The organism is Klebsiella sp. CN_Kp073, from assembly GCF_040065495.2.
Classification (GTDB): Bacteria; Pseudomonadota; Gammaproteobacteria; order Enterobacterales; family Enterobacteriaceae; genus Klebsiella; species Klebsiella aerogenes.
The window spans coordinates 1331690-1346444 of sequence record NZ_CM198051.1 but is presented as its reverse complement, the minus strand read 5'-3'; the positions used below and the strand labels follow the sequence as shown (position 1 = coordinate 1346444).

The window sequence follows — 14755 nt, the reverse complement described above, 5'->3', positions numbered from 1 at the left end:
CACCCAATGTTGATTCATGTGTTGGTTTTTCCCGGCTCAGCGGCGGGGAGCGAGATGCGAAAACAGATGAACCCGGGATTGTCATCGACCAGGCTCAGCTCTCCCTGCATTTGCCGTACGCAGTCGCGGGCGATACTCAGCCCCAGACCGCTGCCTTTTACTGCCCCTTTACGCAGGTGGCTTCCCTGATAAAAAGGCTCGAAAATCATGTTTCTTTCGGCGGCGGGGATCGGCTCGCCGCTATTGGCGACATCGATACGAACCTGCTCGCCGTGGCGGTAACTATGAATACGAATGTTACCGGATTCAGCGCCATAGTGCACCGCATTGGAGTACAGATTATCAAGCACGCTGGTCAGCAACGTCGGCTCCGCCAGGCAGAAGCGTTCATCCAGCGCCAGCTCGGTAGACATCATCTTGGCCCTTGCCGGTAAACTATGCGCGGAAACGACGGTCTGCGCCAGTTCGGCAATATCCACCTTCTGCCGCTCGACCGGGCCATCGGCCAGTTTACGGTTATAGTCGAGCAGTTGTTCGATTAGCTTTTGCAGATTACGGCTGCTGTTATCGAGGATCTCAACGATTTCTTGCTGCTCCGTCGTCAGCGGCCCCGCTACCCGGTCCGCCAGCAGTTCCGTTCCTTCACGCATGCTGGCGAGCGGTGTTTTCAGTTCATGTGACAGATGACGAAGAAACTGGTGGCGTTGGGACTCCAGCCACGCCAGACGTTCGCTCAACCAGATAATCCGTTTACCGACCGATCGCAGTTCGCGCGGGCCGGTGAACAGCGCCGCATCATCCAGCGACTTCCCCTCCCCCAGGCGGTTAATCATCTTCTCGATGCCCTTCACCGGGCCGATGATCATGCGGGTAAACAGCAAAACCAGCGTCAGGCTCAGCAGAAACAGAACCAGCGCCTGCCATCCGAAAAACTGCCCGCGCTCGGCAATCTCCTGCTGTAGCTGCTGGCCGCGGGAGAAGATTACCGTTCGGGTCGCCTGTACCATTTCATTGTTAGCATCGGCAAAGGCTTCGAGGCTCGCCGCAGCTTTGGCGTCCGGCGCGCTATTATGGCAACGTAGTTGGGCCAGATCGGCGAGGTTTTGCCGCAGGGTCTGCCAGATGTCAGCATCCGGCAACACGTCAGAGAGCGCCTCAAGCATTTCGCTATAACGCTTACGTTGATTTTGATAGACCCGCTCAAGGGTAGGATCGTCCAGCACGCAATACTGGAGATAGCTACGCTCCATTTCCAGCGAGGCGTTGACCATCGCTTCGCTACGCCGCGCATCCGTCAAGGTGGTGCGGTTAATATGCGCGGCCTGGGCGCTGAGCGCGTTCAGGCTTTGCCAGGCCTGCCATGCCAGGACAAGCAGCGGCAACATGATCAGCACAAAGGAAAGCGTCACCAGTTGGCGCAAGGAACGGGGGAAAAGAGAGAATCGCTTCAAAGATATAGCCTCAACCATTAGCTCCTGAAGATGCTAACTGAGGATGGCGGAAACATCCACGGCAGAAACAATAAAGGCAGGCTCTAAAGCCTGCCTTTATTAAGGAATGAGGCGGTGCCTTACTCGACGTTTCGCCCGATGACTGATAAAGCAGAGCTGTTATCAGGAGTTGGACGGCAGGCACCTGTTTGTGCGTCATTCGAAGTTTATGTAGCGCTTCCCGAAGGGGCTGACATAAGAAGGTGAATGAGCCACTGCCAATTATTATGCATGAAGTGTGCCACCTTTCAAAACAAATTATTAACAGCATGATATATAAAGAATTACATGTAATTCCGCTTCAAAAGCCTATCGCACAACATTCGGCCTTTGTGTCGCTAATTAGCAACACCAAATAAGCATATATATAGAATCTTTTAAAATCAGTGCGTTAAGTGTCGCCTTTTGGAGACACCCCAAAGCCGCGTTTGTCGGTAATTCCCGACACCGTCACGCGGCCCCGATCACAAATAAAAAAGCCCCCTGATGACCAGGGGGCTCATTATCAACAACGCGTTACGTAAACGGTATTAACCCAGTTGCTTACGCGCGTTGCGGAAGATGCGCATCCATGGGCTGTCTTCACCCCAGTTTTCCGGGTGCCAGGAGTTGCTGACAGTACGGAAGACGCGTTCCGGGTGCGGCATCATGATCGTCGCGCGACCGCTTTCGCTGGTCACTGCGGTAATGCCGTTCACCGAGCCGTTCGGGTTCGCCGGATAGGTTTGCGTCACTTCGCCGAAGTTATCGACGAAGCGCAGCGCCACCAGGCCTTTGCTTTCAAGCTGAGCCAGATGCGCGCTATCACGAACTTCCACCTGCCCTTCGCCGTGCGAAACGGCAATCGGCATCATCGAACCGGCCATCCCCTGCAACAGCAGCGATGGGCTTTGGGTAACTTCAACCAGGCTGAAACGCGCTTCAAAGCGGTCAGAGTGGTTGCGTACGAAGCGCGGCCACAGGTCGCTGCCAGGGATCAGTTCACGCAGATTGGACATCATCTGACAACCGTTACACACGCCCAGCGCCAGCGTCTGCGGGCGGTGGAAGAAAGTGGCGAACTCATCGCGTACGCGTTCGTTGAACAGAATCGATTTTGCCCAACCTTCACCTGCCCCCAGTACGTCACCGTAGGAGAAGCCGCCGCAGGCCACCAGCGCATGGAAGTCGCCAAGACCGGTACGACCCGCCAGTAGATCGCTCATATGCACGTCAATGGCGTCGAAGCCGGCGCGATGGAAAGCGGCGGCCATTTCAACATGGGAGTTAACCCCCTGCTCGCGCAGCACGGCCACTTTCGGGCGCGCGCCGGTCGCAATATACGGCGCGGCAACATCTTCATTGATATCAAACGACAGCTTAACGTTAAGACCCGGGTCGCTATCGTTAGACTTCGCCTGGTGCTCCTGATCGGCGCACTCCGGATTATCGCGCAGACGCTGCATCTGCCAGGTGGTTTCCGCCCACCACATACGCAGCGTGGTGCGGCTTTCGCTGAACAGCGGCTGACTGTCGACGGTGATAACAAAACGATCCCCCGCCGTCGCCTGGCCTAAGTAGTGCACGCAATCTGCCAGACCATTCATCGCCAGCAGCGCTTCTACCGCTTCGCGATCCGCGGCGCGAACCTGAATCACCGCGCCCAATTCTTCGTTGAACAACGCAGCCAGACGGTCGTCGCCCAGCGCGGCGATATCGGCAGTTACGCCGCAGTGACCGGCAAAAGCCATTTCCGCCAGCGTCACTAACAAGCCGCCATCGGAGCGGTCGTGGTAAGCCAGCAGCTTACGCTGCGCCACCAGCGCCTGCATCGCGTCCCAGAAGCCTTTCAGCTGCGCGACATCACGCACGTCGGCCGGCTGGTCGCCTAGCTGACGATAGACCTGCGCCAGCGCGGTGGCGCCCAGCGCGTTACGCCCTTTGCCGAGATCGATCAGCAGCAGGGCGTTATCTTCCGTAGAGAGCTGCGGGGTCACGGTGCCGCGCACGTCTTCAACGCGGGCAAACGCGGAGATAACCAGCGACAGCGGCGAGGTCATTTCGCGCTGCTCGCTGCCTTCCTGCCAGCGGGTTTTCATCGACATTGAGTCTTTGCCCACCGGGATAGTCAGGCCCAGCGCCGGACAGAGTTCTTCACCGACCGCTTTTACTGCTTCATACAGACCGGCGTCTTCACCCGGGTGACCGGCTGCCGCCATCCAGTTTGCCGACAGTTTAACGCGGTTGAGTTCGCCAATCTGCGTAGCGGCGATATTTGTCAACGCCTCGCCGACCGCCAGACGGGCTGAGGCGGCAAAGTCGAGCAGCGCAACCGGCGCGCGTTCGCCCATCGCCATCGCTTCGCCGTAGTAGCTATCGAGGCTGGCAGTGGTCACCGCGCAGTTAGCGACCGGGATCTGCCACGGTCCTACCATCTGATCGCGCGCTACCATACCGGTCACGGTGCGGTCGCCGATGGTCACGAGGAAGGTTTTCTCGGCCACCGTCGGCAGATGCAGAACGCGGTTAACCGCATCGGCAATCGTCATTGGTTGACGATCCAGCTCACTGCCCTGCGCTTTCAGCGTTTGCACGTCACGCGTCATTTTCGGCGTTTTGCCGAGCAGGACGTCCAGCGGCAGGTCGATCGGCCGATCGTTAAAGTGGCTGTCGCTCAGGCTAAGGTGTTGCTCCGCCGTGGCTTCGCCAATCACCGCGTAAGGCGCGCGCTCGCGGCGGCACAGCTCTTCAAACAGCGGCAGCTGTTCCGGCGCGACCGCCAGAACATAACGTTCCTGGGATTCGTTACACCAGATCTCCAGCGGACTCATTCCCGGCTCATCGCTGAGGATATCGCGCAGCTGGAAATTCCCGCCGCGGCCGCCATCGCTCACCAGCTCCGGCATGGCGTTAGAGAGACCGCCCGCGCCAACGTCGTGGATAAACAGAATCGGGTTCGCATCGCCCAGCTGCCAGCAGCGGTCGATCACTTCCTGACAGCGGCGCTCCATTTCCGGGTTGTCGCGCTGTACGGAGGCAAAATCCAGATCGGCATCAGACTGGCCGGAAGCCATGGATGACGCCGCGCCGCCGCCGAGACCGATATTCATCGCCGGGCCACCCAGCACGATAAGCTTGGCGCCAACGGTGATTTCGCCCTTCTGGACGTGCTCGCCGCGGATGTTGCCAATACCGCCCGCCAGCATGATCGGTTTGTGATAGCCGCGCAGCTCTTCGCCATTGTGGCTGGTCACTTTCTCTTCATAGGTACGGAAATAGCCATTCAGCGCCGGACGACCAAATTCGTTGTTAAACGCCGCGCCGCCCAGCGGGCCTTCGGTCATGATATCCAGCGCGGTCACGATACGCTCAGGTTTACCGAAATCCTCTTCCCACGGCTGCTCAAAGCCCGGAATACGCAGGTTAGAAACCGAGAAGCCGACCAGGCCCGCTTTCGGCTTTGCGCCGCGTCCGGTTGCGCCTTCGTCGCGGATCTCGCCGCCGGAACCGGTCGCGGCCCCTGGCCACGGCGAAATTGCCGTCGGGTGGTTGTGGGTTTCAACTTTCATCAGAATGTGCGCCGGCTCCTGATGGAAGTCATAGCGCCCGGTCTGATAGTCGGCGAAATAGCGGCCGACTTCGGAACCTTCCATTACTGCAGCGTTGTCTTTATAGGCAGACAGCACATATTCCGGGTTTTTCTCGAAGGTGTTTTTGATCATTTTAAACAGCGACTTCGGCTGTTTTTGGCCGTCGATAATCCAGTCGGCGTTAAAAATTTTGTGACGGCAATGTTCCGAGTTGGCCTGCGCGAACATATACAGCTCAATGTCGTTCGGATTGCGGCCAAGTTTAACGAATGCGTCCTGCAGGTAGTCGATTTCGTCATCGGCCAGCGCCAGCCCCAGACGGAGGTTGGCGTCAATCAGCGCCTGACGTCCCTGGCCCAGCAGGTCAACGCTGGTCACTGGCGTCGGCTGATGGTGAACAAACAGCTTCTCTCCCTCTTCCAGCTCAGTGAAAACGCTCTCCATCATGCGATCGTGCAGTTCCGCCGCAACGGCGTCCCACTGCGCATCGCTCAGACCCTGTGCTTCAACGTAGTACGCCACGCCGCGTTCCAAACGCACGACCTGCGATAAACCGCAGTTATGGGCGATGTCGGTAGCTTTGGAGGACCAGGGAGAGATAGTGCCGGGGCGAGGGGTGACGAGCAGTAATTTACCGGTTGGCGTATGGCTGCTGAGGCTTGGGCCATATTTGAGCAGTCTGACCAGTCTTTCGCGCTCCTCATCGCTTAGCGGGGCGCTCAGGTCGGCAAAGTGAACATACTCCGCGTATAAGGTGCTAACCGGCAGGTTGGCCGCCTGAAAACGTGCCAGCAGTTTGTTGATACGGAATGCCGACAGTGCAGGTGAACCACGCAAAATATCCATCATAAGTCTCTCGTCTTCGAAGCTTTCAAGGTGAGCCAGGGGGAAACGGGCGCCATTATAGAGAATCCTGAGCCCCGACGAAACCGTTTGCGTAGAAATAAAATGATTCATCAGTTTTATCAATAAATGTGACATGAATCGCGAATAAGTTGCCAACTGGCGCATTCTTAAGCAAAATGCCGCTCAACTTACGGCAACCTTTTACTTTTTCCGGATATACCCAGCTGAGGAACTCCACGCTGCAGAAAATTAACTATTTGAAAAAATTAAAGATTAATTATCTGCTGATCGGCGTCGTCACCCTTTTGTTGGCGGCGGCGCTGTGGCCGTCTTTGCCGTGGATGGGAAAACCGGAGAACCGCGTGGCCGGGATCATTGCCCGCGGCGAACTGCGCGTGAGTACCATTAACTCGCCGCTGACCTATGCTGCCATCAACAACAAAGACTACGGTCTCGATTACGAGCTGGCGAAACGCTTCGCCGATTACCTTGGGGTGAAGCTGAAAGTCACCGTGCGGCAGAATATCAGCCAGTTGTTCGACGATCTCGATGCCGGTAAAACCGATATGCTGGCCGCCGGGCTGGTCTATAACACCGAGCGGGTGAAGAACTATCAGGCAGGCCCTACCTATTATTCCGTTTCGCAGCAGCTGGTCTATCGCGTTGGCGGTAATCGCCCGCGCACGCTGGCCGGGATTAACGCCGAACAGCTCGCCATCGCCCCAGGCCACGTCGCCCTCAACGACCTGCAGGCGCTGAAGGAGAGCAAATACCCGGACCTCAACTGGCGCGTCGATGAAAAACGCGGCACCACCGCCCTGATGCAGGCGGTCATCGACGGTACGCTGGAATATACCGTCGCCGATTCCGTCGCCGTCAGCCTGTTCCAGCGCGTGCATCCGGAGCTGGCTGTGGCGCTCGATATCAGCGATGAACAGCCGGTCACCTGGTTTAGCGAAAAAAGCGAAGACAATTCACTATCGGCAGCCATGCTCGATTTCTTTAATAGTATGAACGAAGACGGCACTCTCGCCCGCCTGGAAGAAAAGTATCTCGGCCACGGTAACGACTTCGACTATGTTGATACCCGCACCTTCCTGCGCGCGGTGCAAAATACGCTGCCGGATCTGAAGCCGCTGTTTGAGAAATACGCCCGGCAGATCGACTGGCGACTGCTGGCGGCGATTGCCTGGCAGGAGTCGCACTGGGACCCGCAGGCCACCTCGCCGACCGGGGTGCGCGGCATGATGATGCTAACCCGCAATACCGCCCAGAGTTTAGGTCTTACCGACCGTACCGATGCCGAACAGAGCCTAGACGGCGGTATGCGCTATCTGCAGGATATGATGGCCAAAGTGCCGGACTCGATCCCGAAAGAGGAGCGGATCTGGTTTGCGCTGGCGGCTTATAACATGGGCTACGCGCATATGCTTGACGCGATGGCGCTGACTAAAAAACAAAAAGGCAACCCGAACAGCTGGTCCGACGTTAAGCAGCGTCTGCCATTGCTGAGCCAGAAGCCCTACTACAGCCGCTTAAAATATGGCTACGCCCGCGGCCATGAGGCCTACGCCTACGTGGAAAATATTCGTAAGTACCATATCAGCCTGGTTGGATATTTGTCTGAACAGGAAAGGAAAGCGGCGCAGGAGATGGCGATTGCTGAAGATTATCCAGCCGTCACGCCGGAAGAACTCGATGGCGAGCATAAAGAGTATGCGATGCCCTTCTTTAGATTCCGCGGCGAAAAGCTTGTCGACAACGTTAAACTAAAGTTGCCGACAGCAGGACGTTAGCCCTCCTCCTGCCGCGCTCTTTTCAACGCTTTTTTCTCTTCCCGCCGCCAGCGGAAGAAATCGCTCAGCATCGTGGAGCAAGATTCAGCCAGAATTCCCTCGGTAATTTCAACGCGGTGGTTCATCCCCGGATGATGCAGCACATCGATTAACGACCCGGCCGCGCCGGTTTTAGCATCGCGGGCGCCGAACACCAGCCGCGAGATGCGGCTATGCACCATCGCCCCGGCGCACATCACACAGGGCTCCAGCGTGACGTACAGCGTGGCATCAATTAAACGATAGTTCTGCAGAACCAGTCCACCCTGACGCAGCGCCATTATTTCGCCATGGGCTGTGGGGTCGTGACGGCCAATCGGCCGGTTCCATCCCTCGCCGATGACCTGATTGTTATGTACCAGCACGGCGCCCACCGGCACCTCGCCCTCTTCCCAGGCGCGTTTCGCCAGCGTCAGCGCATGGCGCATCCAGTATTCATCGTTAAATTCGTGGTCAGACACAGCGGCACTCCTGCAGAAAAAGCGGGGCGCATTATACATGGGCGCTATATATCGCCCAAATAATTCGCCTGCAGCAGAATTATTCGAGCTGCTGGAGATCGCCCTGCGGCGTGACCCGCCAGCGGTGCTGGCAAAAACAGAGTAGCGGGTTATCCTGCTCGCTATCGCTATAGCCGCTGTATAAACGTAGCGGCGCGCCGATCCGCTGTTCCAGCTGCGCTACTTTCTCATGGCCCAGGCAACGCAGCGTCAGCACCCAGCCGCCGCGACGGCGGCTCATACGGCTGGCGATAAGTTTTACGCGCGGCAGCCAAAGCGTATCGGCATAGACCTGTTCCACCAGCGACTGCGGTGAGCCGGTAATCAGCCAGACGTCGGCATCAGTACTGGTTAAATAGTCGTTTAGCCGGCCCTGCACCACCGGAAAGGCGGTCACGTGCTGGCGAAACCAGCTAACGAACGCCGCCTCCAGACGCTTAAGATGGCTTTCACGCCGCCCGCAGGTAGCAGCCCACAGCAGCAGGCTCATCGGCCAGCGCGCCGCGCGACCGTTAACCAACAGCCCCAGCAGTACTACTGGCGACAAGGCCGCCACTGCCAGCACGTTGAGCGGCTGACGACGTAAAAGATAACGAATAAAGCTGCCAAACATATCCTGCTGGTGCAAGGTGCCATCAAGATCGAAAAACACGACTCGTCGCGCGTTACTGTTCAAACCGAACTCCTTTCTGGTACGGATTTTCCTGGCGATGTCGATAGCTTAACAGGCTTGCCGCGACGAGCGCGAAATTGTCTGCCGTGGTTGAGGTAAGATTCAGAATCTGACCCGTTCGCATAATTCTTCACAGCAGAATTTTTAATTCGTATTATTCCACTTATAATCGAATACAAAATTCTTTCAGCCGCTAACGCCCTCCTTCGGAGAAGCCATGAACTGTTTAATCCGCATCCGCCAGCGTTACCCGTCGCTGGCGGCGAGCGACAAAAAACTTGCTGACTTTATTCTGGCTCAGCCGGACCAAACCCGCCATCTCAGCTCGCAGCAGCTGGCGGGCGAAGCGGGAGTCAGCCAGTCCAGCGTGGTGAAGTTCGCGCAAAAAATGGGGTTCAAAGGCTTTCCGGCATTAAAACTGGCGCTCAGCGAAGCGCTGGCCAGCAGCCCGGACCCGCACTCGGTGCCGGTACACAACCAAATCCGCGGCGACGATCCGCTGCGTCTGGTGGGCGAAAAGTTGATCAAAGATAACATCGCGGCGATGCACGCCTCGCTGGACGTCAACAGCGAAGAGAAACTCCTGGAGGCGGTGACTCTGCTGCGCGATGCTCGCCGGATAATCATTACCGGTATCGGCGCCTCCGGACTGGTGGCGCGCAATTTTAGCTGGAAGTTGATGAAAATTGGCATCAACGCCGTCGCCGAGCAAGATATGCATGCGCTGCTGGCAACGGTGCAAGCGATGTCGGCGGACGATCTGCTGCTGGCTATCTCCTACTCCGGCGAACGCCGCGAGATCAATATGGCGGCCGCTGAAGCGCTACGCGTCGGCAGCAAGATCCTCGCGATCACCGGGTTTACTCCCAATGCCTTACAGCAGCAGGCCTCGCAGTGTCTCTACACTATTGCTGAAGAGCAGGCGACGCGCAGCGCGGCGATCTCCTCCACCAGCGCGCAAATGATGCTCACCGATCTCCTCTTTATGGCGCTGGTGCAGCAAGATCTCGAACACGCGCCGGAACGGATACGACATAGCGAAGCGCTGGTGAAAAAGCTGGTCTGAGTAGAAAATGGGCATCTGGCGATGCCCACAAACATTAGATTGTTTTGAGCTGATTGATAATAAAAGGATTGAGCTGTAATAAAAGCAGCAATTTTCGCGGCGCCCCGGTTGGCTGACGCCGTTTAGTTTCCCAGCTTTTAACTAAGTCATAGCTAACGCCTACGGCGAGAGCAAAATCCTGCTGTTTTAACCCCGTCGCTTCGCGAATCGCTTTCACATCGATCGGGCTAAAAGTGTGAACATGCTGCGGCTCAGGGGTTTGCTCACCTTTTTCAATTCTCACCATTTCTTCTGCACTGGCCAGCAGATCGGCAAATAATTCGTCTTTCATCTGTACCTCATCGCCCTCGTGGGCACCACTGACAACGTGGTCCCGTGGAGTGATAGAAACTCAGCGTTATTCCAGCATAGCGGATAACTGTTTCAGCATCTTCTTTTGTTCTTCCGTTAAATCATCCAGCTCATTTTTGGGATAGACCAATGCCAGGTAAATTCGCCCTTTACGCGTCACATTGTAATAAATAATTCTCACCCCGCCACGCTTGCCCATCCCCGGTCAGCTCCAGCGAATTTTTCGAAATCCCCCTGTCCCTGCGATGGTATCGCCAGCCTCAGGATCCTCAATCAACACCTCCTGAAAAACGCGAAACTCGTCATCCGGTAGAAGCGCCTGACGCCGTTTACTGAAACCCTGCAGCTCAATAAAAGTGTACATACCGCATCCTGCGTATCATGATTATAAAATCATCATAAGTGTACGGGGTACAACAAGCAAGTTAATAAATGTACCAGGTACATATTCAGGCTCAACGGGGTTATAAATATAGACGCTAGCGAAGCGCTGGTGAAAAAGCTGGTCTGAGTAGAAAATGGGCGTATAATGCCCGCCCTGTTTGTGTTGTTTCTGAGATTTTCCTGATGGCGCTGTTAATCACCAAAAAATGCATCAATTGCGATATGTGCGAGCCGGAGTGCCCGAATGAGGCCATTTCGATGGGCGATAGCATTTATGAGATTAACAGCGACCGCTGCACCGAGTGCGTGGGTCACTACGACACGCCAACCTGCCAGAAAGTGTGCCCGATCCCGAATACTATTCTCAAAGATCCGGCGCACGTCGAGAATGAAGAACAGTTGTGGGATAAATTCGTGCTCATGCATCACGCGGATAAGCTTTAACCGCGGGTTTAGCTTTCGACGATCACCGTGGCGCAGGCATAGTGGCGTTCATCGGCGAGAGTGACGTGAATAACGCTTACCCCCATCCGTTCAGCCAATAGCTTTGCTTCGCCCCATAGCCGCAGTTTCGGCTTGCCTAATTCATCGTTGAAAACTTCGAACTGATTAAACGCCAGGCCGTTGCGAATACCGGTTCCGAGCGCTTTCGCCGCCGCTTCTTTGACCGCAAAGCGTTTTGCCAGAAAACGCACCGGCTGCTGATGCTGCTCCCAAATGCTCCATTCGTGATCGCTCAGCACCCGGCGCGCCAGGCGATCGCCGCTACGGGCGATCACCGCTTCGATGCGGGCGATTTCGACGATGTCGGTACCCAGCCCGAGAATCGCCATTAGCCGCGCGCTTCCAGCATCAGGCGTTTCATTTCCGCGACAGCCTCTTTCAGACCGCTCATCACTGCGCGACCAATAATGGCATGGCCGATATTCAGTTCGTGCATTTCCGGCAAGGCGGCAATGGCTTTCACGTTGTGATAGGTCAGACCGTGACCGGCGTTCACCTTCAGTCCAAGGGTGGCGGCATAGGTCGCCGCTTTGGCGATACGCTCAAGCTCTTTAGCCTGTTCGGCATCGGTTTTGGCATCGGCATAGCAGCCGGTATGGATTTCAATATACGGCGCGCCCACGTCGGCAGCCGCTTTGATCTGCTCATCATCGGCGTCAATAAACAGGGAGACCAGAATACCGGCATCCGCCAGGCGCTTACAGGCATCGCGCATCTTATCGCGCTGCCCGGCAACATCCAGTCCACCCTCGGTGGTCACTTCCTGACGCTTCTCCGGCACCAGACAGCAAAAGTGCGGTTTTGTCTCGCAGGCAATCGCCAGCATCTCTTCGGTGACCGCCATTTCGAGATTCATTCGGGTGTGCAACGTCTGGCGCAGAATGCGCACGTCACGATCGGTGATATGGCGGCGGTCTTCGCGCAGGTGCACGGTAATACCATCGGCGCCGGCCTGTTCTGCAATAAAAGCCGCCTGCACCGGATCCGGATAAGCGGTACCGCGCGCGTTACGCAATGTCGCAATGTGGTCAATATTGACCCCTAACAGTAATTCAGCCATGACAATCCTCGTTAATCATTATTCGTATTATCGGCTCGCGCCTTTCGCGCGGGCATAAACTGGCGAAACAATTCCCGGCTCTTGAGCGGTTTCCCTCCAAGATACGGCTTCAGGGCGATGCGGGTAAAGCGCTTCGCGGCGCGCAGCGTATCTACATCCGGAAACTCGCGGCTAGCCAACGCTTTCAAATGGTGCCCGGTAAACGTGCTGTTATCAATCACCAGGCTGGCGATAAAGCCTTTTTCTTCGCGATAGCGGTAGGTCATGGTGTCATCCACCGGGTCGCCGCTGCCGGCACAGTGGAGGAAATCCACGCCATAGCCCAGGTGCCCGAGCAGCGCCAGCTCAAAGCGCCGCAGCGCGGGCTCCGGCGAACCGCTGGCCCCGGCAAGCGCCTGGATGCAGTGCAGGTAGTCGAAAAAGAGTTCGGAGAAGCGCGTTTCGTGCTCAAGCACGCGGGAGATGAGCTCGTTTACGTAAAGACCGCTGTAGAGCGTGATGCCGCTAAGCGGCAGCGCCAGCGAGACGGCTTCCGCACTGCGAAGGGTTTTGACTTCGCCGCGGCCGCCGAAGCGAACCAGTAAGGGGGTGAAGGGCTGTAAAGCGCCCTTGAGATTAGAACGTTTGGAGCGTGCGCCTTTGGCAACCAGGCGCACGCGACCGGACTCTTCCGTGAAGACGTCCAGCATCAGACTGGTTTCGCTCCACGGTCGGCTATGCAGGACAAAGGCGCGCTGCCATCCATCCACGTTGCGTTAACTCAGAGGTCGTCAACGTAACCGAGACTGCGCAGCGCGCGCTCGTCATCGGCCCAGCCGGATTTCACTTTGACCCACAGTTCGAGGTGCACCGGCGCTTCAAACATCTCTTGCATGTCTTTACGCGCTTCGATGCCGATGGTTTTGATTTTGGCGCCTTTGTTGCCAATTACCATCTTCTTCTGCCCTTCACGCTCGACGAGGATCAGGCCGTTGATGTCGTAGCCGCCGCGTTCATTGCTCACGAAACGTTCAATTTCGACGGTCACGGAGTACGGCAGTTCAGCGCCGAGGAAACGCATCAGCTTTTCGCGGATGATCTCGGAAGCCATGAAACGCTGGGAACGGTCGGTAATGTAATCTTCCGGGAAGTGATGAATCGCTTCCGGCAGATGTTTACGTACGATCGACGCGATAGTATCAACGTTGGTGCCGGTTTCCGCAGAAATCGGCACGATGTCGAGGAAGTTCATCTGGCTGGCAAGGAACTGCAGATGCGGCAGCAGATCCGCTTTTTCCTGCACGTTATCAACTTTGTTGACGGCCAGAATCACCGGCGCGCGCGCATCGCGCAGCTTGTTCAGCACCATCTCGTCATCTTGCGTCCAGCGGGTACCTTCAACGACAAAGATAACCAGTTCCACGTCGCCAATCGAGCTGCTGGCCGCTTTGTTCATTAAGCGGTTAATCGCGCGCTTCTCTTCCATATGCAGGCCCGGGGTATCAACATAAATCGCCTGATACGGCCCTTCGGTATGGATACCGACGATGCGGTGACGGGTAGTCTGCGCTTTACGGGAAGTGATCGAAATCTTCTGCCCAAGCAGCTTGTTCAACAGCGTGGATTTGCCAACGTTTGGACGACCAACGATGGCGACAAATCCGCAATAACTTTTTTCTTCGCTCATTCCAGCTCCAGTTTTTTCAGCGCCTGTTCGGCGGCAGCCTGCTCCGCCTTGCGACGGCTGGAACCTGTGCCAACCACCGGTTCACTCAGGCCACTGACCTGGCAGTGGATAGTAAATTCCTGATCGTGCGCTTCGCCGCGAACCTGGACGACCAGGTAGGACGGCAGCGGCAGATGACGCCCCTGCAGATACTCCTGCAGACGAGTCTTCGGATCCTTTTGCTTATCGCCCGGGCTGATTTCATCCAGACGAGTCTGGTACCAGGAGAGGATTAAGCGTTCAACATTTTGAATATCGCTGTCGAGGAAAACCCCGCCGATTAAGGCTTCTACGGTGTCAGCCAGAATCGATTCGCGACGAAAACCGCCGCTCTTCAGCTCGCCAGGCCCAAGGCGCAGGCACTCGCCCAGTTCAAATTCGCGGGCGATTTCCGCCAGCGTATTGCCTCGCACCAGCGTCGCGCGCATACGGCTCATATCCCCTTCGTCTACCCGCGGGAAACGATGATAGAGCGCATTGGCGATCACGAAACTTAAAATAGAGTCGCCTAAAAACTCGAGACGCTCGTTGTGTTTGCTGCTGGCACTGCGGTGAGTTAATGCCTGTTGCAACAGCTCCTGATGAACAAAAGTGTAGCCCAGCTTTCGTTGAAGCCGATTAATTACGATGGGGTTCATGCGTTACCAATAAATGAATGCGTCAAAGATGCAGCACACGAAACCGACCTGAGCATACATACCCTTGATATATAAGGGCAGAAACTAACCAACGCGGTTTCGTGTGCAGTGTCACTCTTTCGAGAGACAACCAA

At 56.4% G+C, this 14755-nt stretch carries 13 protein-coding genes and 1 pseudogene; 3 read left to right on the top strand and 11 right to left on the bottom strand.

Annotation, left to right across the window (positions count from 1 at the left end):
- Positions 1–14: 14 nt before the first annotated feature.
- Together ABLV66_RS06600 and purL are read right to left on the bottom strand one after the other, a co-directional pair.
- Positions 15–1451 carry a sensor histidine kinase gene (locus ABLV66_RS06600; protein ID WP_072251588.1) on the bottom strand — a complete coding sequence of 479 codons (1437 nt, stop codon included), beginning with the start codon at positions 1449–1451 and terminating at the stop codon, positions 15–17.
- 569 nt (positions 1452–2020) lie between these two features.
- Entirely contained in the window at positions 2021–5908 is a 3888-nt protein-coding gene (gene purL / locus ABLV66_RS06595; RefSeq protein ID WP_348876945.1) for a phosphoribosylformylglycinamidine synthase, read from the bottom strand.
- A gap of 173 nt (positions 5909–6081) precedes the next feature.
- Here purL and mltF point away from each other — a divergent pair, with 173 nt between their 5' ends.
- Positions 6082–7701, top strand: a complete 1620-nt coding sequence (gene mltF, locus ABLV66_RS06590) for a membrane-bound lytic murein transglycosylase MltF (protein ID WP_047043386.1) — start codon at positions 6082–6084, stop codon at positions 7699–7701.
- Here mltF and tadA read toward each other — a convergent pair.
- Entirely contained in the window at positions 7698–8201 is a 504-nt protein-coding gene (gene tadA, locus ABLV66_RS06585) for a tRNA adenosine(34) deaminase TadA (RefSeq protein WP_348876943.1), read from the bottom strand. The genes mltF and tadA overlap by 4 nt on opposite strands.
- Before the next feature lie 79 nt (positions 8202–8280).
- On the bottom strand, positions 8281–8892 hold the full coding sequence (gene yfhb, locus ABLV66_RS06580; RefSeq protein WP_213293137.1) for a phosphatidylglycerophosphatase C: 612 nt from the start codon (positions 8890–8892) through the stop codon (positions 8281–8283).
- A 238-nt stretch (positions 8893–9130) separates the two neighbouring features.
- Between yfhb and ABLV66_RS06575 the strand changes: the two genes are divergently transcribed.
- Positions 9131–9979 (top strand): MurR/RpiR family transcriptional regulator, encoded by an 849-nt coding sequence (locus ABLV66_RS06575; protein WP_045392768.1) that lies wholly within the window; start codon positions 9131–9133, stop codon positions 9977–9979.
- Between the two features lie 34 nt (positions 9980–10013).
- Here ABLV66_RS06575 and nadS read toward each other — a convergent pair whose 3' ends face one another.
- Both nadS and ABLV66_RS06565 read right to left on the bottom strand, forming a co-directional pair.
- The gene (nadS, locus tag ABLV66_RS06570; protein WP_045392770.1) at positions 10014–10310 is read right to left on the bottom strand and encodes a NadS family protein; all 297 of its coding nucleotides are present in this window, start codon (positions 10308–10310) and stop codon (positions 10014–10016) included.
- A gap of 66 nt (positions 10311–10376) precedes the next feature.
- Positions 10377–10694: pseudogene (locus ABLV66_RS06565) on the bottom strand (type II toxin-antitoxin system RelE/ParE family toxin).
- A gap of 203 nt (positions 10695–10897) precedes the next feature.
- Here ABLV66_RS06565 and ABLV66_RS06560 point away from each other — a divergent pair.
- A complete protein-coding gene (locus tag ABLV66_RS06560; RefSeq protein WP_047043379.1) occupies positions 10898–11158 on the top strand; it encodes a YfhL family 4Fe-4S dicluster ferredoxin in 261 nt (86 codons plus the stop codon).
- An 8-nt stretch (positions 11159–11166) separates the two neighbouring features.
- Here ABLV66_RS06560 and acpS read toward each other — a convergent pair whose 3' ends face one another.
- Genes acpS through rnc form a run of 5 tightly spaced genes read right to left on the bottom strand, consistent with a single transcriptional unit; the run spans position 11167 to position 14621 of the window.
- Positions 11167–11547 (bottom strand): holo-ACP synthase, encoded by a 381-nt coding sequence (gene acpS, locus ABLV66_RS06555; protein WP_045392774.1) that lies wholly within the window; start codon positions 11545–11547, stop codon positions 11167–11169.
- Entirely contained in the window at positions 11547–12278 is a 732-nt protein-coding gene (gene pdxJ / locus ABLV66_RS06550; protein ID WP_045392776.1) for a pyridoxine 5'-phosphate synthase, read from the bottom strand. Before pdxJ ends, acpS begins: the two co-directional genes overlap by 1 nt.
- An 11-nt stretch (positions 12279–12289) precedes the next feature.
- A complete protein-coding gene (gene recO, locus ABLV66_RS06545; protein ID WP_015370291.1) occupies positions 12290–13027 on the bottom strand; it encodes a DNA repair protein RecO in 738 nt (245 codons plus the stop codon).
- Between the two features lie 11 nt (positions 13028–13038).
- Positions 13039–13944 (bottom strand): GTPase Era, encoded by a 906-nt coding sequence (era, locus tag ABLV66_RS06540; RefSeq protein ID WP_015370290.1) that lies wholly within the window; start codon positions 13942–13944, stop codon positions 13039–13041.
- On the bottom strand, positions 13941–14621 hold the full coding sequence (gene rnc / locus ABLV66_RS06535; RefSeq protein ID WP_020078171.1) for a ribonuclease III: 681 nt from the start codon (positions 14619–14621) through the stop codon (positions 13941–13943). The genes era and rnc overlap by 4 nt, the downstream gene beginning before the upstream one ends.
- Between the last annotated feature and the right edge of the window lie 134 nt (positions 14622–14755).